The organism is Paenibacillus arenilitoris (genome assembly GCF_014705655.1).
In the GTDB taxonomy this organism is placed as follows: domain Bacteria; phylum Bacillota; class Bacilli; order Paenibacillales; family Paenibacillaceae; genus Pristimantibacillus; species Pristimantibacillus arenilitoris.
Map to the genome: position 1 here is coordinate 135,624 of NZ_JACXIY010000013.1, position 22,290 is coordinate 157,913.

18 protein-coding genes are annotated in these 22,290 nt (G+C 59.6%); 16 read left to right on the forward strand and 2 right to left on the reverse strand.

Translation table 11 applies throughout. From position 1 onward, the window contains the following. Positions 1-217: 217 nt before the first annotated feature. The gene (ant(6), locus tag IDH41_RS10620; protein WP_190860806.1) at positions 218-1,072 is read right to left on the reverse strand and encodes an aminoglycoside 6-adenylyltransferase; all 855 of its coding nucleotides are present in this window, start codon (positions 1,070-1,072) and stop codon (positions 218-220) included. Between the two features lie 112 nt (positions 1,073-1,184). After that, positions 1,185-2,201, reverse strand: coding sequence for a zinc-dependent alcohol dehydrogenase family protein (locus tag IDH41_RS10625; RefSeq protein ID WP_190860808.1), 1,017 nt, complete (start codon positions 2,199-2,201; stop codon positions 1,185-1,187). A 104-nt stretch (positions 2,202-2,305) separates the two neighbouring features. Between IDH41_RS10625 and IDH41_RS10630 the strand changes: the two genes are divergently transcribed. The 16 genes from IDH41_RS10630 to IDH41_RS10705 all read left to right on the forward strand — a co-directional run bounded on the left by IDH41_RS10630 (position 2,306) and on the right by IDH41_RS10705 (position 22,254). Then, entirely contained in the window at positions 2,306-2,689 is a 384-nt protein-coding gene (locus IDH41_RS10630) for a winged helix-turn-helix transcriptional regulator (protein WP_223829621.1), read from the forward strand. Positions 2,690-2,983: 294 nt separating this feature from the next. Continuing rightward, entirely contained in the window at positions 2,984-4,696 is a 1,713-nt protein-coding gene (locus tag IDH41_RS10635; protein WP_190860810.1) for a cache domain-containing sensor histidine kinase, read from the forward strand. Positions 4,697-4,724: 28 nt separating this feature from the next. After that, complete coding sequence (locus tag IDH41_RS10640) at positions 4,725-6,218, forward strand: response regulator (RefSeq protein ID WP_190860812.1); 1,494 nt, start codon at positions 4,725-4,727, stop codon at positions 6,216-6,218. A gap of 108 nt (positions 6,219-6,326) precedes the next feature. Then, positions 6,327-8,312 (forward strand): ABC transporter substrate-binding protein, encoded by a 1,986-nt coding sequence (locus IDH41_RS10645; protein ID WP_190860814.1) that lies wholly within the window; start codon positions 6,327-6,329, stop codon positions 8,310-8,312. Between the two features lie 96 nt (positions 8,313-8,408). Further along, positions 8,409-9,407, forward strand: coding sequence for an ABC transporter permease (locus IDH41_RS10650; RefSeq protein WP_190860816.1), 999 nt, complete (start codon positions 8,409-8,411; stop codon positions 9,405-9,407). Positions 9,408-9,441: 34 nt separating this feature from the next. Further along, positions 9,442-10,266: an ABC transporter permease gene (locus IDH41_RS10655; protein WP_190860818.1), complete on the forward strand. Its 825-nt coding sequence runs from the start codon at positions 9,442-9,444 to the stop codon at positions 10,264-10,266. 1 nt (position 10,267) lies between these two features. Continuing rightward, entirely contained in the window at positions 10,268-11,227 is a 960-nt protein-coding gene (locus IDH41_RS10660) for an ABC transporter ATP-binding protein (protein ID WP_190860820.1), read from the forward strand. A 47-nt stretch (positions 11,228-11,274) separates the two neighbouring features. Then, on the forward strand, positions 11,275-12,321 hold the full coding sequence (locus tag IDH41_RS10665; protein ID WP_223829622.1) for an ABC transporter ATP-binding protein: 1,047 nt from the start codon (positions 11,275-11,277) through the stop codon (positions 12,319-12,321). Positions 12,322-12,333: 12 nt separating this feature from the next. After that, positions 12,334-13,440 (forward strand): glycoside hydrolase family 172 protein, encoded by a 1,107-nt coding sequence (locus tag IDH41_RS10670; RefSeq protein ID WP_190860822.1) that lies wholly within the window; start codon positions 12,334-12,336, stop codon positions 13,438-13,440. Positions 13,441-13,468: 28 nt separating this feature from the next. Next, the gene (locus IDH41_RS10675; RefSeq protein WP_223829623.1) at positions 13,469-14,203 is read left to right on the forward strand and encodes a DsbA family protein; all 735 of its coding nucleotides are present in this window, start codon (positions 13,469-13,471) and stop codon (positions 14,201-14,203) included. Between the two features lie 217 nt (positions 14,204-14,420). After that, positions 14,421-15,062 carry a YfbR-like 5'-deoxynucleotidase gene (locus IDH41_RS10680; protein ID WP_190860824.1) on the forward strand — a complete coding sequence of 214 codons (642 nt, stop codon included), beginning with the start codon at positions 14,421-14,423 and terminating at the stop codon, positions 15,060-15,062. 36 nt (positions 15,063-15,098) lie between these two features. Continuing rightward, on the forward strand, positions 15,099-15,623 hold the full coding sequence (locus IDH41_RS10685) for a DinB family protein (protein WP_190860826.1): 525 nt from the start codon (positions 15,099-15,101) through the stop codon (positions 15,621-15,623). Between the two features lie 143 nt (positions 15,624-15,766). Continuing rightward, positions 15,767-16,330 carry a GNAT family N-acetyltransferase gene (locus IDH41_RS10690; RefSeq protein ID WP_190860828.1) on the forward strand — a complete coding sequence of 188 codons (564 nt, stop codon included), beginning with the start codon at positions 15,767-15,769 and terminating at the stop codon, positions 16,328-16,330. A gap of 31 nt (positions 16,331-16,361) precedes the next feature. Further along, complete coding sequence (locus IDH41_RS10695) at positions 16,362-16,874, forward strand: DUF402 domain-containing protein (RefSeq protein WP_190860830.1); 513 nt, start codon at positions 16,362-16,364, stop codon at positions 16,872-16,874. A gap of 282 nt (positions 16,875-17,156) precedes the next feature. Next, a complete protein-coding gene (locus IDH41_RS10700; RefSeq protein ID WP_190860832.1) occupies positions 17,157-18,911 on the forward strand; it encodes a hypothetical protein in 1,755 nt (584 codons plus the stop codon). After that, the gene (locus IDH41_RS10705) at positions 18,904-22,254 is read left to right on the forward strand and encodes an SMC family protein (protein WP_190860834.1); all 3,351 of its coding nucleotides are present in this window, start codon (positions 18,904-18,906) and stop codon (positions 22,252-22,254) included. Before IDH41_RS10700 ends, IDH41_RS10705 begins: the two co-directional genes overlap by 8 nt. Positions 22,255-22,290 lie beyond the last annotated feature (36 nt).

The window sequence follows — 22,290 nt, forward strand, 5'->3', positions numbered from 1 at the left end:
GCCGATACCGGCTTTCTTAGTCCATTCCGTGGCACACTGTCCTGTCCGGAGCTACGATTAGCCATCTACTTTCAGATGTCGCCGAGCGAATTTCGACAAAACAAAGGACTGCTGGAGCGGTCGGAATAGAAGAAGGAATGCCCCGAAAGAACGGTTCCGAACCGCACTTTCGGGGCATTTTTCTATACAATCGATTCTCCCGTCCGATTGGGGCGCTTCAGCCCCATTCTTCGCGCAGCTTCCCGATATAGGCCGTAACGACGCCGTCGTAATTCGGATACGAATACCCGAGCGTCCCGGCCACGGCCTTCGAATACGTCCTGAACAATTCATGGCATTCGAAGAGAGCGCGCCACACGGCTTCAACGTCGTGCCCGGTATAGGTGGACAGCAGCGCCTCCCAATGCTCCGGCGGAAGATAACGGTCGATGAATTTGTAGTTTTTCCCGACGCTGAACGCGAAGCCGTGCTCGCATCCGATCCGCCATGCCATCATGCGCAGCAGATTCGGCCGCGCGACTTCGTGCAAATGGTCGATGGCGAACAACAGCTCCTTCCTTGCGAGCCCTTTGGCGACATAAGTCGACACCATCCAGAACTCGTTGCAGCAATCGTCGAAAGCTCTGGCGGTCGGCTTCTTGATCCAGTATTGCCGATCGCTTGCGATCACTTCGTCTTCGATCAGCCCGTCCTTGTCCAGCAGCACCTCCGCCAAGCCGTCGCTATCGCGAAAATATTGCTCCGTCTCGCCGACCGGGATCAAGGTCAGGTCTACCTTGTTGACGTCTTCGAACAGGATGAGATAGGAAAACCAGTTGCCCAGCTCCGGAGGAAACAGCTCCATATCCTCCGGCTTCTGCATCATAATGCGCTCGCCGAACGCGTCCAGCCATTCGTCGCTTTGCTTGAAGCTCTCCATATCCGTCACGAAATACGAAATATCGTAATCCCGAAGAGCGTCGGGCGCGATGTTGCGGTTCGTCCGCGACCCCTCGAGCGTAGCCAGCCGGATCCGTTCGTCGTTCTTGGCAAAGTCCAGCAGCGTGTTCATCATTTCCCGTTCGGTTCTCATGCGGTCGTCCTCCGTTTCTCGTCTGCGGCTTCCTTACGCGCCTCCGTTTTAGTATTCGGTGCCGCGCTGCCATACTCCTTGCGGACGGGATAACGGGTCGGCCCCGGCCCCATTAAGGGACAGTAATGACGATTTTGCCGAAATGCGCGCCTTTCTCCAAGTAGCGAAGCGCATCGACCGCCTGTTCGAACGGGAATTCACGGTCGATGACCGGCTTAAGTCCGCTGGCCGCGAGCGCCCGGTTCATCGCTTCGAACATTTCTCGGCTGCCGACGTTGATGCCCTGCAGCCTGATTTTTTTCTGAATGATCGCGATCAAATGGACGGCGTTGGCCTGCATGCCAGATAGAATGCCGACCACGCTTACCCGCCCGCCGAAGCGCACCGCGGCGATCGATTGATTCAAAGTGGAGGCGCCGCCCAAATCCAGCACATGATCCGCGCCCCGGCCGTCCGTTCGCGCCAGGACGGCCTGAGACCAGTCCGGCTGGTCCCGGTAATTGATGCCGTAATCCGCGCCCAGTGCGATCGCGCGTTCCAGCTTCGCATCGCTGCTCGAGGTCACGATGACGACGGCGCCGTGCAGCTTCGCGAACTGAAGGGCGAAGAGGGAGACGCCGCCCGTGCCTTGCACGACGACCGTGTCGCCGGCCTTGACCGCGCCTTCCGAAACGATGGCGTGCCAGGCCGTGACGCCGGCGCAAGGAAGCGCGGCCGCTTCGGCATCGGAGAGATAGGCGGGTACGGCTACGAGCCCGTCTTCATCGAATACGGCGTATTCGGCAAGCACGCCGGGAAGCGGGCTGCCAAGGGTACTGCTCGAATAGGCAGGGAGCGGCTCGCCGGACAGCCACTGCTGCGCGAAGATCCCGCTTACGCGTTCGCCGATGCGGAAGCGGGATACGCGGTCTCCTGTTTCGACCACTTCGCCGACGCCGTCGGATGCCGGAACGAAGGGAAGCGGCAGGTCCGGCGCATAAAAGCCGCCGATGACGCCCAAATCCCGGGCATTCAGCGATACGGCACGTATGCGCACCAGCACTTGATTAGGACCGGGAACCGGCGTAGGGCGTTCGGTTAAGGCAACTTGGTCTAGGCGAAGCTCACCTTGGATTTCATAAGCTTTCATAGATAATCGCTCCTTTATTCGTTGTATAGACACACGATAATACATGAACTAAAATTAAGTAAGTAGGAACTTTTAAGTAACCAGTTAGCCGAGGAGGGAATGGCATGGCACAACGAATGCCGCGCACGCCGGATATATCCGTCGCGAAATGCAGCTACAGCCTGGTGTTGGACATGATCTCGAGCAAATGGGTCGTGCTTGTCATTTACGCCATGGAGGATGGTCCGGTTCGTTACGGCGAGTTTTCGCGAAGAATCGAGGGCATTTCCAAAAAGATGCTTACGCAAACGCTCCGGCAGCTGGAGCGGGACGGATTGATCGAGCGCGACATCCATCCGACGGTGCCGCCGGCCGTCGAATATCGTTTGACAGCGCTCGGCGAATCGCTGCTGCCGTTTATGCGGCAGCTGAAAACATGGGCGGCCGCGAATCTTCCGCTTGTCGAAGCGGCGAGAACGCGTTTTGACGCCCAATCGCTAGCCGAGTAAAAATAAAATCTTGCTTATCGATTCTCGTATTGATAGAGTCGCGGATTATGGATTATAATAACTTTACCCTTAAAGTGAAAGCGCAATCATCGCATTATTCATGTGCTTTCGACTACATAGCAATTGCCGATGCGAGTCGCCGCTGTCGCCTGTCGAAGGTTGGAAGCGAGCTGCCGGATCGTGCTTCGGGCCTCCCGCAACACCTACGAACGAATAGATCGGGCGCAGGAAACGGGAGGCTTTTTGTCTGTTCCATGTTCGCCAACAAATGACCGATCGGGATGGATGCCCATGATGAACCGGATCAGAATCCGCTCGCTGAAGCACAAAATCATTTTGGCGTTTCTAGTCATCTCGGCCGCCTTGATCACGCTGCAGATGGGCGTGTTCCAGCACTGGATCGACTCGATCATGCTGCGGCAGACGGAAGCTTATTTCCAGGAGACTGTCCGTCAAATCGGCAAGCGCGTCGATCTTCAGTACCGCCAGATCGACGAGAACGCGAAGGTCATCCATAACAACCAGGTGATCAAAAACTATTTGAAAGATTTGAAGAGCCACCGGATCAACTATCAGATCGCCAAATATCAAATCGCGCGGCAAATCGTCCGGCTGCCGGACCTCGAGATGATCGACAACATTTATATTTTTCCGGTCGGCTACGCGCCCATGAATCTCTTCTACACGAAGGCGGTCTTCGAGACGGACGAACAAACGAAGCGGATGCTGAGCGCCGATCCGGCGAACCGGCCGGAAGGCGTCGTCTGGACCGTGCAGGCGGAGTCGCGTCAAATTTCGATGATGACGCTTATGTACGACGGGGACGATCCGCTCGGCGTGCTCCGGGTCGACTTGAACGACAATTTCCACGATCAGCTGAACGACGTGAAATTGGGAGAGAGCGGCAGCGTCTATTTGGTGAATCGGGAGACCGTCCTCTTCGCGAAGGACCGCAGGCTCGTCAACCGGGACGCATCCGCGCTGGAGCGGCTCTCCGGCACGCGGGTGGACTACGCGCTCGACTATCAGGGCTGGAAGTTGATCGGCATCGTGCCGAACACGGAAATTACGAAGGGCGTGAATCAGGTTAACCGCATCATGCTGCTGATGGAAATGCTCGTGCTCGTCCTTATTTTTATTTTCGCGCGGGTCATCCTTCGTCTGATCCTGGTTCCGCTGAAGAAAATCATGAAGGGCATGGAAAGCATTCAGCAGGGGAAGCTGAACGTCATCGTCGAGGACGTCGGCAACGACGAATTCAGCGTGATCACCCGCCATTTCAACTACATGGTGGAGAAGGTGAACGGCCTGATCAAGACGGTGTACAATCAGCAGCTGAGCTACCGGAAGGCCGAGATCGTCAATCTGCAAGCGAAGCTCAATCCTCATTTCTTGTACAACACGCTGAATATGATTTACTGGATGTCCGTCGTGAAGGACGAGGAGGAGATCGGGGACGCGATCCTGTCGCTGTCGAACATCCTGCGCTACTCCATCTCGCACAGCAACGAGTTCGTCACCGTCGCCGAAGACATGGAGCAGCTGGACAACTACTTGAAGATCCAGGGCATGCGGTTCGAGAACAAGCTGCACTACGAATTCGACATCGACAAGGACATGGCGGACATGAGAATACCGAAGCTCCTGCTGCAGCCGCTGGTCGAAAACTCGATTAAATACGCCTTTCAGGAAATGTCGCGGGACGGAGCCATTACGATTCGCGGCTTCATGGAGGAGGACGACCTCGTGTTCGAGGTGGCGGACAACGGGGTAGGCATGACGAGCGAGCAGGTGGCGTCGCTGCTGGCCCCGTCCATGGACAAGGGCAGGGAAGGAGGTCTCGGCATTCATCTGGTGCGGCAAAGAATCAAATACGGATTCGGGGAGGAGGACGGAATAACGATAGCAAGCGCCATCGGCAAGGGAACGAGCATCATCGTCAAGCTGAGGAAAAAACCGGAGCCGCTTCAGGAGGAACCGTGGCGGACCGATGTATTGGAAGCCTGATCGACTCATGCGGAGGGGGAGCGTTAAGATGAGAATCGTCGTCGTCGATGATGAGAAGGCGGTGCTGCACGGTCTTCGCCATATTTTTGCAAAGCATTGTCCCGAACACGAAATCGCGGGCATGGCGCAGAGCGCGCAGGAAGCGCTTCGGCTGCTGCGGGAAACGAAGGTGGACGCGGTCATTACCGACGTCAAAATGCACGGCATGAATGGAATCGATCTCACACGGGAAATTCGCCGAGCCTACCCCGACATATCCGTCGTCATCCTGAGCGGCCACGCCGACTTCGATTATGTCCGGCAAGCGATGAAGGACGGCGCCTTCGATTATTTGCTGAAGCCGTGCCACTACCGGACGGTCATCGACATGATGCAAAAAATCGAAGAGAAGGCGAAGGAGAGAGGGCAGGCGCTCGAGAAGCAGTCGCGCAAGGAGCAGCTGGAGAAGCTGCTCGCGGGCAAGGGCGAGATGCCGGAGGGCTCGGAGCGGCATGCCGGCATGCTGATGGCGGTCGTCGCCGGCGAAGGAGGCGAGGACCCGCTGCCGGAGGCCAGCATCGAACGGCATATCGCAAGCTGGCGCTTTGACGGCGCGTCGCCGGAGACGGTCGTCCGCGAGGGCGAATGCGTCGTTCTATTCTCGGGCGGAGCCGACCCGGCGACGGTCAAGCGGCACCTGCAAGCTTACCGGCAGCATATGCGGACGCAGAATTACAAGCTGTATTCAAGCCTTTACGCCGTTGAACCGGGCGCAAGAGGCATTGCCGACGCCTATGCCGTCTGCAGCCGAATGAACGAGTTCATGCGATTCAACGAGCTGTCGGCCGAGATGGATCATGACCGGTTCCTGAAGCTATTGGAGCTGCAGAAGGGCTTCGCCGTCGGCGCTTATTTATCGGGCAAGGAGTTAGGGAACTATTACGCCGGGGCCGACGCGAATAAAATGCGGAAGTACGTGGAAGCGGCGCTGCACCGGCTGTACCGGCTCGATCTGCTGCTTGATCCGGCGCGCCTGAAGCGGGAATTGTTAAGCGAGCTCGTCTACTTGGAGCATATGCAGAAGGAGCATGGCTCCGGGCTCTACGCCGGCAGGCAATCGGATATCGCGCAGGAGCTGCATAACGCGTCTACGCTCCAGGCGTTATTGGCGTGGCTCAAAAAAGAGCTGATGGCGATCGTCATGTGCATGAACGACGAGAACCGCAATCCGCAGTACATCCAGTCGGCCATCCGCTATATCGAAATGAACTACATGTCGGATCTTTCGCTCAAGACGGTCGCGGACGCCGTCTATTTGAATCCGTGGTATTTCAGCTCGCAATTCAAGAAGCATACGAATTTGTCCTTCAGCGAATATTTGAACGCGGTCAGGGTTCGGATCGCGAAGGATTTTCTCAGGCAGAAGGATTTGAAGGTGTACCAGGTGGCGGAGATGGTCGGGTTCCAGGACGCGGCGTACTTCAGCACGGTGTTCAAGAGCATCGAGCATATGAGCCCGAAGGAGTTTCAGAAGGCATTCTAGACGGGGCGCGCAACACCCAATGATTCTTAAAGAAATCAAAGTTTATTCCAATTTTTCGAATGAAGGCCGTGCTACAATTTGCCTATCCTGATCGAAGGAGGAAAGCAAATGAGCAAAATGAAAAGGCTTACAACCGGATTGTTGCTCATGGCGGTACTGTTGTCGGCATGTACGGGAGGGGGCAATAACGGGCCGGAGCCGACGGGCGGCGCGGGCGGAGGCGGCGCGGACGGAGGCAACGAGCCCGCCGGCACGGAAGCCGCCGGGGGCGGCGGAGGCGGCAAGATGACGGACGTCGGCACGCCGAGAAGCGAGACCTTGATCGTCGACATCCTGGGCGGACGAAGCCCCGATCCGGAACGGTTCAATCCGTACGTGCCGGGAGCCGTCGCCATGGACGCGGGCGTGCATCAGCTGATGTTCTCCAACCTGTGGGAAATCGACACGCAGAAGGGCACGCAAATTCCGGATCTGGCCGCGACGTTCCCGGAGCCGCTGGACGACACGAACACGAAGTTCCGCTTCAAGGTACAGGAAGGGCTTGCCTGGTCCGACGGCACGCCGTTCACGGCGCACGACGTCGAGTTCACGTCCAAGATGATTTCGGAGACGAAGGAGCTCGGCTGGAACGGGTACTACACCAGCCTCGTGAAAAGCATGAAGGCGATCGACGATTATACGATCGAAGTGGAGACCGTGAACCCCGAGACCCGATTGTCGCAGAAGCTCGGCGTCGTCATCTGGGGCAACAACTTCCGGGTCATGCCGAAGCATATTTGGGAGAACGAGGATCCCGCGACGTTCAAATTCCCGGATCCGATCGGCGTCGGACCGTACAAGCTGTCCAAGCGGGACCCGCAGGGGAACTGGTTCCTCTGGGAGAAGCGCGAGGATTGGCAGAAGAGCGACATCGGCAAGCTGGTCGGCGAGCCCGGACCGAAGTACATCCTCTTCAAATATTTCGGACCGGAAGAGAAGCGGATTATCGGCATGATCCAGCACGACATGGATATTTTGCAGGATATTACGCCGGAGAGCTGGGACGTGCTCAAGCAGAAGAACGAGTACGCCAGGGCGTGGTACCAGGAATTCCCGTACGCGACGATGGACGATCCGTGCGAGCGGGGCATGTCCTTCAATACGGCGAAGGAGCCGTACGACAATCCGGACGTCCGCTGGGCGCTCGCGCTCATGACGGATATCAAGAACGTCTCGATGGCGACGTTCGGAGGCATGCTGCGGGTGTCCCCGATCCAGCTGCCGCCGATTCAGGTGCTGCAGGAGACGTACCATAAGCCGATGCTCGATTGGCTGAAGGACTTCCAGCTGGAGGACGGCTACAAGCCGTTCGACGAGACGTACGCGGAAGGCATCGTCGATATGCTGAAGCAGCAAGGCATCGAAGGCTTGCCGACGGATCCGCAGGCGATCGCCGACACGTTCGGCGTCGGCTGGTGGAAGTACGATCCGGACAAGGCGGCGCAGCTGCTCGAGAAGAACGGGTTCAAGAAGGACGGGGACAAGTGGCTGCTGCCAAGCGGCGAGCCGTGGACCATGACGATCAACGCGCCCGCCAACTTCGAGGTACAGTCGATGAGACTGGCGTTCGCGGTCGCCGATTCCTGGCGAAAGGGCGGCATCGACGTCAACGTGCAGCAGATGGAAGGCGCCTCCTTCTGGGACAGCGAGTCGACGGGCGCGTTCGAGATCGGCTCCTACTGGCCGGCCTGCGGCCTGCTGCCCGATACGACGGCGAACATGACCGGCTGGCACAAGCAGTACATCGTGCCGATCGGCGAGCAGGCGCCGGGCAACCGCAACCGGTGGGCGAACGACCGGGTGAGCGAATTGCTCGACGAGCTCGACGGCTTGAAGCCGGACGATCCGAAGGTCGTTCGGAACATTACGGAAATCAATCAGGAATTCGTCAAGGGCATTCCGTTCCTGCCGATGTTCGGCACGTCGAAGTTCGTGCCGGTCGACACGTATTACTGGGAAGGCTACCAAACGTCCGAGGACGCGTTCGAAGGCCCGTGGTGGTGGTGGTCGCAGTTTAAATTTTACACGCCTCACCTGAAGCCTACGGGAAGATAAGGCGGGCGTATCGCCTGGATTCTGCTTTCGCGCATGCCGGGCCGAACCGGCCCGGCATGCTTCCTACAAGAGAGGAAGGCGGGGAGATGCCGTTCTATGGGATTTTATAAGTTTCTGCTCACAAGGCTGCTGACGTTTATTCTCGTTGTCTTTATCGGGATTACGACCGTGTTTTTCGTGCCGCGCTTCATGCCCTCCGATCCGGTGGAGGCGATGATCGGCAAGATGACCGCGAACCAGGCGTTCATGGAGCCGGAGGCGATCGTGACGCTGCGCGAGACGCTGAACGAATCGTTCGGTCTCGAAGGGTCGGTCCTGCAGCAATACTTCGGGTTCGTCAAGCGCGTCATTCTGACCCAGGATTTCGGCCCTTCGCTTGCCAGCTACCCGATCCCGGTCAATGAATTGATCGCCCGCGCGCTGCCGTGGACGATGGGGCTGCTGCTCATCTCGACCCTGATCGCCTGGCTTATCGGCAACGTCGTCGGCCTGCTGGCCGGCTTTCGGAAGGACAAGGCGTATTCCAAGGCGCTGGAGGGCGTGTCCATCGTCATCTATCCGATCCCGTACTATATTTTGTCGCTCATTCTCATCATGCTGCTGTCCTATATCTTCCCGATATTTCCGCTCACCGCGACCTTTCAAGGCGAAGGGTTTACATGGGAGCACATTCGAAGCATCGTTTACAACTCCATATTGCCCGCGCTGTCCATGATCCTGGTCGGCACCGGCTGGTGGGTGATCAGCATGAAGACGCTGTCCTCCGGCATCGCGGAGGAGGATTACGTGCAATTCGCCCGGCTCAAGGGGCTCAGCGAACGAAAGATCATGACGAAGTACGTGCTGCCGAACGCGGCGCTGCCGCAGGTTACGATGCTGGCGCTGCAGGTCGGGTCCATCTTCAACGGCGCTTTAATTACGGAAATACTGTTCGGTTATCCGGGCATCGGCACCCTCATCTATCAGGGGATTCTCCAGGCCGACTACAACCTGATCATGGGGACGATCACGATCTCCATCGTCGCGGTCGCCGGGGCGACGTTCATCGTCGATTTTCTGTATCCGTTCTTTGATCCGAGGGTGCGATATAAGTAAGCGAACGCTTTCGAACGATGGGGGTGAATAGGAAGTGAAGCATTGGAATTTCCGCCTTAGACTGGGCGTTGTCATTTTAGCGGCATTTATCGTGCTCGGTTTCGTCGTTCCCCTCTTCTCCCCGGTGAACCCGATCGAATGGGGAACGTATTTGAAAAATTTGAAGCCGAGCGGCGAGCATCCGTTCGGCACGACGAACCTGGGCCAGGATACGTTCTGGCTGCTCGCCAAGTCCGTGCAGAACTCGTTCCTCATCGGCATTCTCGTCGCATTCTTCGCCACCTTGATCGGCGCGCTGCTCGGGCTGTGGGCCGGCTTCAAGGGCGGCTTCGCCGACCGGCTGATCACCGTGCTGACCGATTCGTTCATCGTCATTCCGACGCTCCCGATCCTGATCCTGCTCGGAAGCCTCATGCAGGGCAAAGCATCCCTGCTCATGATCGCGGCCGTGCTCATTATTTTCAACTGGCCGTGGCCGGCCCGGCAGCTTCGCTCGATGGCGCTCTCCCTCAGCGAACGCGACTTCATCAGCACCGCCCTCTTCTCGGGCCAAAGCACGCTGAAGATCATCGTCAAGGAAATATTCCCGTTCGTCGCCGGCTGGTCCGTCGCGAACTTCATCAATACGATCCTCGTGGCGATCGGCGCCGAATCGGGACTTGCCGTCATCGGGATGTCCAGCAACGAGCAGGCGACGCTAGGCACGATGATTTATTGGGCGAACCAGCATCAGGCCATGCTGGCAGGGCGCTGGTGGTGGATCGGCTCGCCGGTCGCCGCGATCGCGCTCATCTTCATCGCCCTGTTCCTGGTCATGACGGGCTATCAGCAATATTCCGCGTTAAGGAGAGGGAAGTGACATGCTGAAATTAAACCAGGTAAGCGCGCGGTACAACATGCTGACCGGGTACGTGAAGGCGGTCGACGGCGTCGATTTCGAGGTGCGCAGGAACGAAATATTCGGCATCGCGGGCGAATCGGGCTGCGGCAAATCGACGCTGCTCAAGGTCATGTACGACCTGATCAGCTACCCGCTCGAAATATCGTCGGGCTCGGTCGAGCTTCATTCGCTGGATAAGAAGGGCGAGCCGGTCGTCTATCGCAACGGCGGCATTCACAAGAGCTGGTGGAAGGATATTTCTTACGTGCCGCAGGGCGCCATGCACGTCATGAATCCGGTGGCGAAGGTGCGAAGCCAGTTTTTCGATACGATCAGCAAGTATCACGCCGTGAAGGACAAGAAACGGCTCGAGCAGGAAATCGAGGCGTATCTGAAGGAATTGGAGCTGCCGCCGGAAGTATTGAAGGCGTATCCCCATCAGCTGAGCGGCGGCATGAGGCAGCGGGTGCTCATCGCGCTGGCGACCTTCCTGCATCCGGGCATCGTGCTCGCCGACGAGCCGACGACCGCGCTCGACGTCGTCGTGCAGCGCGGAATTCTGACGATGCTGTCGCAGGTGCAGAAGAAGCTCAAAAACGCGATGGTCATCGTCTCCCACGACATGGGGGTGCACTATCAAATTACGAACCGGATGGGGATCATGTACGCCGGCCAAATGATCGAGGTCGGCCCTACGGATCAAATCTTCAATGCCCCGCAGCATCCTTACACGAAAATGCTGATCAATGCGCTTCCGAAAATCGGGGACAACAGCCAGAAGGAAGGCATACCGGGCACGCCGCCGAGCTTGCGGAATCCGCCCGCCGGCTGCCGGTTCGCCGCCAGATGCCCGCATGCGGCGGAGCTGTGCCGCCTGGTGGCGCCCGAGCGGGTCGGCGTGGGGGACGATCATTACGCCAGCTGCCATTTATTGCATTAGGGCGCGCCCGGCGCGGCGCGAAGCCAAAGCGTGGAGGAGGTTGTTTCTTGACGACGAACCTACTGGAAATCCGCAATCTGTCGCGACATTTCAAAATCGGCGGCATGCTGCTCGGGAGCAAAATAACGGCCGTGGACCGGCTCGACCTGACGCTGCCCGGAGACAAACCGCAAATTATGAGCATCGTCGGGGAATCCGGCTGCGGCAAGACGACGCTCGCCAAAATGGTGCTTCGCCTGCTCGCGCCGTCGTTCGGCGACATCGTCATCGAAGGAACGCCGCTGTCCCATTACGCCAAGCGGAAGCAGAGGAAGGCGTTTCTGCAAAAGGTGCAGCCGATCTTTCAAAATCCGTTCTCGACCTTCAGCGCGAAGAAGACCGTCGATACGTACCTGTACGAAACGGCGCTTAATCTTGACGTCGCGGCCACCAGGCAGGAAGCGAAGGCGATCATTGCGGACGTGCTGAAGTCCGTCGGCCTCGACTTTGCCGGCGTCGCCGGCAAATACCCGAACCAGTTCTCCGGCGGGGAGCTGCAGCGGATCTCGATCGCCAGGGCGCTCATCCCGAAGCCGCGGCTCATCGTCGCGGACGAACCGGTCGCCATGATCGACGCGTCCCTTCGGATGAACGTCGTGAACCTGTTCAAGAAGCTCAAGGACGAATATAACGTGAACTTCATTTATATTACGCACGACCTGTCCACGGCTTACTACGTTAGCGATTATATCGCGACCATGTATAGAGGGAAGCTGATCGAATTCGGCAAGGCGAAGGAAATATTGAACCACCCGGCGCATCCGTATACGGAGCTGCTGCTCGACTCCATTCCGCGGGTCGGCAAAAAGTGGGACCGGGATATGGCGCTGCTCGATTTCGAAAGCAAAGAGTACGGGCTCGGCGGCTGCAAATTCGCCGGACGGTGCGTCTACGCCAAAGAGATTTGCCGCTCGACGCCGCCGGGCATGCTGCAGCTGAATCCGGACCATCAAGTGCTCTGCTTCAAGCATAGCGACTATCAGGCCGTAACGGGCGGGGAACGGTCCGGCGCGCGCGACGTTCCGCAAGGCAACACATCCCATCTCAATATGTAGGAGGACGAAACGATGCTGCAAAATCAAGGATTGGGCTTCGGGCTGGCCACGGCGCCGCTTATGACAAACGGGAAGACGCGCTCGATCAGCGCGGAAAATCCGAAGGGAGAGGCCGGCGGAGGCGGCAAGGAAGCGAGCAATCTGGGCGCCGGCCGGAAAGGGCGGCCGTGCATCACGCTGCCGCAAGGCGATACGGTGATACTGATGGAGGTGGACGGCCCCGGCGTCATCCAGCAATTTTGGATGACGGTGACCGACCGGACCGATAAAGGCTACTTCGTGCTGCGGGATTTGGTGCTCCGCATGTACTGGGACGGGGAAGCGACGCCATCGGTCGAAGTGCCGCTCGGCGACTTTTTCTGCAACGGGTTCGGCGCCCGCAGCATCGTTAACTCCTTGCCGATCGTCGTCAATCCGACGGGCGGCATGAACTGCTACTTCCCGATGCCGTTCGGCAAATCGGCCAAAATTACGGTCGAGAACCAGCACGCGGCCGACATCGGCGGGTTTTTTTATCAATTCAATTACACGCTGGTCGACCGGATTCCGGAGGAAGCCGGCTACTTCCACGCGCAGTGGCGGAGGGAGAATATAACGACGGAGGGCGTGGACTACACGATCCTCGACAACGTGAAGGGCAAAGGCCATTATATCGGCACTTATTTGGCCTGGGCGGCGCTGGAGCGTTATTGGTGGGGCGAGGGCGAAATCAAATTCTTCATGGACGGCGACGAGGAGTGGCCGACGATTTGCGGGACGGGCACCGAGGATTACTTCGGCGGTGCCTGGTGCTTCTACGAGAAGCGGGACGGCAAAATCGTCGAGGTGCCGTACAATACGCCGTATATGGGCTATCCGTATTATTCGAAGACGGATACGACGCGCAGCGACATCTTCGGCGAGGACAGCGTGCCGATGCACGGGCTGTACCGCTGGCACCTGATGGATCCGATCCGGTTCGAGAACGACCTTCGCGTCACGATCCAGCAGATCGGGCATAACAGCCGCGGGCTGTTCGAGCGGACCGACGACGTCTCTTCGGTGGCCTACTGGTATCAGGCGGAGCCGCATGCCCCGTTCCCGGCGCTGCCGCCGGCAGAGCGGCGCTGGCCGAGATAACGAGACGCGAATAAGGGAGGCGAGGACGATGGCGATGGCGGTTCATTCGGACAAAGCAACGGAGAAGCTGGATCGGAAGCGCCGGAGGGAAGCGGCGCTCCTCAAGCGGCAGTCGCGGATGAAAGGGCTCATCCTGCTGACGGGCCTCGCCGCGGTCGCGCTCCTCGCGCTGGCCGCGGCGTACGCGCCGAAGCCGAAGCCCGTCGAATTCGCTTACGGGGAGCTGCCCGTGCTCGGGGAGGCGAACGCGCCGGTCAAGATCGTCGAATTCGGCGATTTCAAGTGCCCGGCATGCCGCTATTTCAGCGAGCAGATCAAGCCCCGGCTTCGGCGGGATTATATCGATCAGGGGAAGGCGGCTCTCTACTTCATGAATCATACGATCATCGGCCCGGATTCGTTCGCGGCGGCGATGGCCGGCCAGTCGATCTATCGGCAGAGCAACGAGGCGTTCTGGCAGTTTTACGACGCGATCTACCGGAATCAAGGGGCGGAGACCGTCCGTTGGGCGACGGAGGACTTTCTCGTCGATCTGGCGAAGAGCGAGGGGCTGCCGGTCGATTACGACAAGCTGCGGCAGGACATCGCTTCCGAAGCGTACGCCGAAGAAGTGAACGCGCATAACGAGAAGGCCGAAGCGATCGTGACAGGCACGCCCACGCTGTTCATCAACGGGGTGAAATTTACGGACTTCTCGGATTACGAGGCGCTGAAGAAGGCGATCGACAAGGCGGCGGTGAAGGCCGCGGGGCAGGCGCCGTAAGAAGGCAAGTAATGCACGGCGGAAGAAGGGAGCGTTCCTTTGAGGTTGATTTAATGGCCTTCATGGAATGCGGCCCTTCTTTTTTGCGCCTATTTGTTTGATAATTCCAACATTTTAATGTTCGCGACGATAAAAGTTAATTTTGCCTTAACATGCGGATACTAAACTGATCGTACGAATCGCGATTGTACAACTTATGGAGCAGGGGGTACGCATGATGGGCATCCACACTTATTTCAGGTCGCTGAACGAATTGGAGAGAATTATTCGGTGCCCCGGCAAATTCAAGTTCGAAGAGCATAGCGTGGCGGCGCATTCCTGGAAAGTCGTGCAATACGCCAAGACGCTCGCGGACATCGAAGAGAAGAACGGCGCAACTATCGATTGGAAGAAGCTTTATGAAATTACGAGCAGCCACGACTACGGCGAAATTTTCATCGGGGATATCAAAACGCCGGTCAAGCACGCTTCGCCGGAGCTGCGCTCGTTGATCCAGCAGGTCGAAGAAGGCATGGTGTACAATTTTATCGAGGAGCACATTCCAGGGGATTTCAAGGAGATTTTCCACCGCCAGCTCCGCGAAGGCAAGGACGATTCCACCGAAGGGCTGATTCTGGAAGCGGCGGACAAGATGGACCAGGTGTACGAGGCGTTTGCCGAGCTGCAGCGGGGGAACACGGAGAAGGAATTCGTCAAAATGTACCGAGATGCTTTAATAAAAATAAAAAATATCGATTTGTACTGCGTGGCGTATTTTTTGAATCACATCCTGCCCGACATGGTTAACGACGAGATTACCTCTTCCGTCGATATTCGAAGGATTACGGAGGAGGCGCTGGCTCACCCCGTTACGGTATAATGGAAGCAAGCGTTGGTCAGGGGAGGGGAAGTCCGGATGCAATTTAGGCTCGACGAAGCGATTGAAGTATTGGAGCGCACGCCGCGGACGCTTGCGCAATGGTTGATCGGGTTGTCGGACGGCTGGCTGCAAGGCAACGAAGGTGAAGGGACTTGGAACGCGGCCGAGGTCATCGGCCACCTTATCGAGGGGGAGCGGACGAACTGGATGCCGAGGCTCGCGTTCATGCTGCGGGAGGGCGAGAGCAAGCCGTTCCCGCCGTTCGACCGGTTCGCCCACTTGAGCGCGAAGCCGGAGGCGACGATCGAGCAGAAGCTGCGCGAGTTTCAGGACATGCGGGCGTTAAATATCCGCAAGCTGAAAGAGCTGGTCGGTGCCGAAGCCGACCTGGAACAGACGGGCTTGCACCCGGCGTTCGGTCCCGTGAAGGCAAGGGAGCTGCTGTCGGCGTGGGTCGTGCACGATCTGACGCATATGGCGCAAATCGTGCGGGTGATGGCCGAACGGTACAAGTCGGACGTAGGCCCGTGGATCCAATATTTAGGCGTATTAAAAAAATAGCGGCAAGCCCGCTTGCGGCCCCGGCGGAGACGACGTCCGGGCCGTTTTTGCCGAAATGCCCGTTCCTTGGACGCGCCCTCGCGGGATCGGGAAGAAAAAGGTATGCGGGCAGCAGCAAAAGAACCAGATGGAGGACGAACGACATGACGACGTTTACCCGCCCGGATCCGATCGGGATCATACAGCCGGACATCAAGGTCTATCAAGCGAGGGAAGCGGATACGCAGGCGGTCGCTCAGCTGCTCGTCCGCACGGCCGAGTGGCTGAAGAGCCAAGGCTCCGCCCAGTGGAACGCGCTGCTGCGGGGCGAGGATTCGCACAATACGCCGGAGGCGATCAAACGCGGCGAGGTTTACCTGTTCATGAAGGGCGACATGCTGGCCGGCATGGTCATGCTCATGCAGAAGGCGAGCGCCTGGGATCGCCAGCTGTGGGGCGAGGAAGGGCACGAGTCCTCCGTCTACTTGCATCGCCTTAACATTAACCGCGAAGCCGCGGGCGGAGGGCTCGGCGAGGCGATCGTCCGCTGGGCCGATTCCGGCATCGCCTTCGATGGAAAGGACCGCATCCGGCTCGACTGCATCGCGAGCAACCCGAAGCTGAACGAGTTGTACAAGCGCTGCGGCTATACGTATGCAGGCTCGGCTTCCAATGCGATGGGGGTGTACAGCAAGTACGAGAAGCGGATCGGCGATTCGTCCGAATAAGAAGCGGCATAGGGAGAGCGGGGGAAACAGGATGGGCAAGTACATCAGGCTTAAAGCGTTAAAGTACCCGGATCGCAACCATTACGAGTGGGAGGGGGAGCTGCTGGAGCAGACGGACGATTACGTCATCGTGTTGTGCAGGCCCGGCAGGCGGCTCGTGCATTATACCAAGAACAAAGTGTTCACGATCGACAACACCTCGTTGGAAATCTTTTTCTTAAAAGAGTGGCATACCGTCGCGATCGGGCTGGAACAGGGCCGGGCGGTTTCGTATTATTGCAATGTGGCGATGCCGTCGGTTCTGGACGGGGACGAGCTTCGTTTTGTCGACCTGGATCTGGATTTGGTGCAGGGCCGCGACGAGCCGTGGAAGGTCGTTGACGAGGACGAATTTGAAGCGAACAGCGAGACCTTCCGATATCCCCCGGAGTTAAAGGACAATGCCGTTCAAGCGTTGGCAAGGCTGAAGGCGAAAGTAGAGAAGGGGGAATTTCCTTTTCACGCAGACGTCTTGCGCGCATGGCCGGTCACCTTATCGGAGTAATTTATGCCCAATGACGGGTCCCTAGGTCGCAGCGCGGCCAAGGGACCCTCTTTCATGTACGCCCGGTACCCATCGAGAATTCCCGCCGAGACGGTGTTCTTTCATTTGAATCCGGCGATGATGATAATGGAGAAGATGGAGCCGATTAAAACCAATTCAGTCTTATGGTCCGGTTGGCCGACTAAAAAACGGAAATCGGTTTTCAATCGCGGAAGGTTCGAGGGGATCCGCATCGAATTGTAAATTATACCATTCACGATCAAAAACAAGGGAGTATACGCGATGAGTATTTCGATCTTCATGTTAGAGGATTCTTTCTATGAGACAGATATTCAGCTTATTCCTAAGTTCGACGCGCTCGAGGCGGAGTCGCCCGACTTCCGCTTCATGCGCCTGCAGCCCAAGGCCGACTTGACCGCTTCTCCGGACAAAGGCGTGCAGACGGCCGATCCGCGGCATATCGCCAAATGCCGGGAAGCGCTTAGAGCGGCGAGAGAGACGAACGCGGACCTGTTGGTTACCCCGGAATACTGCGTGCCGTATGCGCTTATCGATGAGCTGTTGCGCGATCCGTCCCTGCAGCCTCCTCCCCGTAAATTATGGTGCCTCTGCTGCGAAGGGGCGTCATGGCCGGAGTTCCAGGAGCATCTGAGCCGGTGGGGGGACTACGCCTGCGTCGGGCGAAAAGCGATCGACGGCATTCCTTCGGCGAATCGATTCGCCTGCGTCCTCTTGTACGTGTTCCAGGCCCAGGAAGGCGGGCGCCTCTGCCTCGTGCCGCAGAGCAAGCTGCAGCCGATGCGGGAGGAGCGGTACGTCTGCGAGGGCGCCGGGATGACCCGCGGAAACCGGATCATCGTAGTCGGGCAGGACAGCCCCAACCGGCTGGCCTCCGTTATGTGCGCGGACGCGTTTCACCCGGACGTGCGCGGATCGCGGCTGCTGTTCCCGGAGGACCGGGAGCGGAGGTACATTTTGCTGCATCCCCAGCTGAACGAACGGCCCAGGCACGAGGAGCTTGCGGCGCTTCGCAACAACCTGTTCTTCGAGGAGCGCGGCGGCCACGCGGTGTATATAACGGCCAATTGGGCCGCTGGGACGAAGGTGCGCCTCGAGGAGCAGGAGAGGCCGGTTATTACCGTTCGAACCCCTTGGTCGAGCTTGTACCGGCGGTACGTCAGCTACGGCGGCGGGCATTGGCTGGAGGAGCTTCGCGGGCATCGGGAGCATAACGGCCGGCACGGGCTCGGCTTCGGCTTCGCCAAGCGGCGAAAGCTCAAGGTGTGGTACGCCCATACGGGCGAGCATCTGCAGCTCCTGCTGGTGCGCAAGCCGTACGGCGGCGGGCCGGAGATGAGCAGGCCGGGCGGAACGGTGCAAGCCTGCCGGACGTACGTTCCGAACGAAACGAACGACGGGTGGGGCGAAGCGGAGCTGCCGTTCCGAAGTGACGTGCCGGAGCCGCTGGCCATGGAGGCAACGGGCGATTACCGGCTGCCGGAGCGGTCCGCCTTCGGCTTCGAGGCGGAGGACCGGTTCTACGGCCATTGCCTCGGACATGACGCGGCGGAGGAGCTGTCGCTCGACGACGGCGAGCTGAGCGCGAGAGTGAGCCGCCATATCGACGATGCCTGCGAGAGTCTGCGAGAAGGACAAGTCGAGCGGATCGTCAGCTTGATCCGCTGCTTGAAGCGGCTGCGGCATGAGGGCTATCCGTCGCAAATCCGGCGCATCCCGGGCGGGTTCCGGTTCGCCGCGCCGCCTCGATTGCCGTTCAACTTAAGCTCGAAGCTGCCCTACGCTACCGAAGGCGCGTTGGTTGCCTATGCCGCCGACGGCCGGGAGATGAGACGGATCGCGCAGCGGATGATCGACGCGCATGGCGGCTATTGGATGGCCGAGAGGCTATGCGTATTCACGACGATAGGGGGAAGCGGGGAAATCGACCATTGCCCGAAGCATAACGACGACATGACCGCGCCATTCCGGGTCGAGCCGGACGCCGATTATACGCAGGGAGGGATTTCCATTGAATGACCGCATGATTGAAACGATTCGCGCTTGCGGCCTCACTTACGTACGGAAGCACCGGCTGCCGGGCGACATCGAGCTGTATGAGGCGACTCACAAGGTGGACAACGCGGCGTTCGGCCAATATTTGCTCGTTCCGCTAAGCCTTGCGCGGTTCCTCGCGGCGACGGAGAGTCCGGAAGCGTATTCGGCTTTCGAGGAAAGCGCGCTGTCGCCGTTCTACTTCCGCCTGCGCGGGGATTGGGGCTGGAATTTGTACTTATGCCTGATTCTCGCCGACGACGATCTGCCAAGGCTTCCGCCGGACAAGGTTGCCCAGGTGGAGAGGGGCAAGAAGTACGGCAAAAAAATCGTGCTCGGCTTCTCGGAGCTGCGGGAGAGGCTCCCCGCGGCCAAAATCCCGGACAGCCTGCCCGGCGAAGCGGCGGCCGATCCGTCGGCCGACTGGCTGCGGGAGCTTGCCCCGCCGGGGCTGGCGTTCTGCCTGCATGACGATTACCGGGAAGCCCGAATCGAATCCTATTTGCGCGGCGAGGAGCAGCCGCTCGTTCGTCCGGCCGGCGACGACCAGGGAGGAGCGCCGGCCGCGCAGCCCGCGGGCCCCATACGCTCGCTGGAGTTCGGTGCGGCGTTCCGGCCTCATCTGCTGGCCGATGCGTCGCGGCTCGATTTCGTGAAGGTGAATTTGCTGCACGGCCCGAACGGCATGGGGAAGACGTCGGTATTGGAAGGCATCGAGCTGTCCTTCACGGGCAGCGTGCAGCGGAACCTGCTCTCCCAGTCGCGCGAGCCGGAGGGCTGGGACGGGATCGTCACCTTTGCCGGCGACGGGCAGGCGTTCGACGGCATGCCGGACGAGCAGGAGAAGCGGGATCGGGAGACGGCGTATTACAAGCACAAGGTCGCCCCGCGGGCGCGCAGCCAGATCAACCGGGCGTTCCATCAGTATAATTACTTCTCCTCCGAAGCCCTCTATCAGTTTTGCTATAACCCGGATGCCCGTTCGGACTTCCGCGGCGACTTCGCCAGGGTGATCTACGGGGAGCAGCTGGAGCGGATGGAGCAGCGGTGGAATCAGTATAAAAGGGAGTTCGAGCTGCATAGCAGCCGCGACCAGAAGCGCATCGACGAGCGGATGGCGGCGATGGAGTCGCTGCGAAACGACGATTTCCGGGCGTCGGAGATGATGCGCGAACGCGCGGTATCCGCCGCCATGAGCATGAAGAAATGGATCCATGCGAGCAAGCTGGCGTACCCGACCCTGGACGAGCAGGCCGCGCTTCGCCAGATCGAAGAATGGCAGCGGCATTTCGCTCCGATCGTCGACGGGCTCGTCGTCATGAGCGCCGCCCTGCTCCACGGAAGCGGCGAGCTGCCGGATAACGGGGCCGCGCTTGGCGCCGCCATGGACCGGCTGGCGGAGGCGGAGCTCGGCCTTGCCGGCGACAAGTCGGCGATCGCCGCGAAGCTTGAAGAGCTGCCGGATTCCGGCGAGCTGCGGGCCGAAGCGGGCAAGGAAGAGACGAGGCTGGCGGAGCTGACGGCGCGGATCGGACGCCTCGGCGGACTCGAAGCCCGCCTGCAAAGCGCGAAAGCGATCTTCGATCAGCCGCAGCTGCGCCGGTTAAGGCGGGAGCTGCAGGAGCGCAAGGCCGAGCTGACCGGCAGGGGGGCCCGGCTGAAGCGGCTGTTCGCCGAATACCGGCATCTGGCCGGGCAGAAGGTGGAACGCTTGGATTTGCCCGATGCGGAGCGGCGGTTAGCCCGGCTCGAAGCGGATTATATGGAAGCGTTGTCCGGGTACGAAGAGTCGGCCAAGCAGGCGGAAGCGCGCGAGCGGAAGGTCGGCAGGCTGAAGCGGCTGGCCTCCGAGCTGAAGCAGCTCGGCAAGCAGTACTTGCATGATCACGGCGAAGAGAAGCAGTGCCCATTATGCGGGCACGACTATGAAGACCGCCATATGCTGGAGGAGGCTGTCGAGCGGGGCGTGCTCGCCGAGGACGAGGCGCTTGCTAGGGGGCTGGCGGAGAAGGCGCGGAAGCGGGCTGCGGCCGAGCAGGCCGAATCGGACCGCAACGGTCTTGCGGCGCATATTCGCCGGTACAAGGAGCACCGGGCGGCCTTTGCCGCCATTACGGCAGCGGCCGGGGAGGCGGGGCTCGACGCCCGGCCGTCTTTTGCCCCCGAGGCGCTGCAGCATTACTTCATGCAAATGAGCGGCCGGCTGGAGGCGTGGCGCGAGGAGCTTCGCCGCGCGGACGACGAAATCGGCCGGCTCGACCGCGAAGGCTTCACGCTGGCGGCGCTCGCCGGTCTGGACGAGCTGCTTGCCGATCCTGAGCTTGCCCTCGCCGGCGAGGCCGGCGAATCCGGTGGAACGTGCGAGCAGGCCATCACCGGCCTGCAGCGCGAGCGGGAGTCGTTAACGGACGAGGGGAACCGGCTGGCCGCCGGCTTGGCGGCGCTTCGGGAGCGGGCCGATCGGACGGAGGAGCTGCGGCGGCAATACCGGGACGAGCTGGAGGCCGCCGATGCGCGGCTTAACGAAACCGCAAGCAGGCTGCAGACGTTCCGCCGCATGCAGGCCGCCTTCGCTTCGCTCGCCGAACGCAACGTTACGCTAAGCGACGCGGATTCCTGGTCCGAATGGCGCTCATGCCTGCTTCAATTGCAGAGGGAATCCGACGCGCTGAGACAGGCGCTTGAGCCCGCGATCCTGATCGAGCATCAGGCGAGAAGGCTGGAGGAATGCGAGAGCGAGCTCCGGCAGCTGACGGAGCGGAACGCCCGGTGCCGGCAGGCGCTCGAAGCCTTCTCCCGGCTGAAGCCATTGACCGAATACGGCGCCGAGTTCGTGAAGAGCAATTTCGAAGCGATCGGCAAGCTGTTCGTCGCGCTCCATGCGCCGAACGAGTTCGCCGGGCTTCATCTGTCCGAAGACAACGAATTGACGGCCGTACGAAAAGGCGGGAGAGGCCGCTGCGCCCTCTACCAGATGAGCACGGGGCAGCGAACGGCGGTCATACTGGCCATCTTCTTCGTCATGCATCTGGCGATGGATACGGCGCCGAAGTTTCTGATGCTGGACGAACCGGTGGCCAACATGGACGAGCTGAACGTGCTCGGCCTGCTCGATTTTTTAAGGCAGCTGGCGGTCGCGAGAGGGACGCAAATCTTTTTTACGACGGCCAATCCGCAGGTCGCGACGCTGTTCCGGCGCAAGTTCAGCTTTTTCAAGGACGATTTCCGGGCGTATCGGTTCGAACGCCATCCGGAAGGACCGGTCCGGATTCAGGTCCAGCAATTCGTCCCTCAGCGGGAGAAGCCGGTGCGGAGCTTCCGGCTGTAGGAAGGCATCCGCCGGATTGGAGGAGAGGGGCTCGTG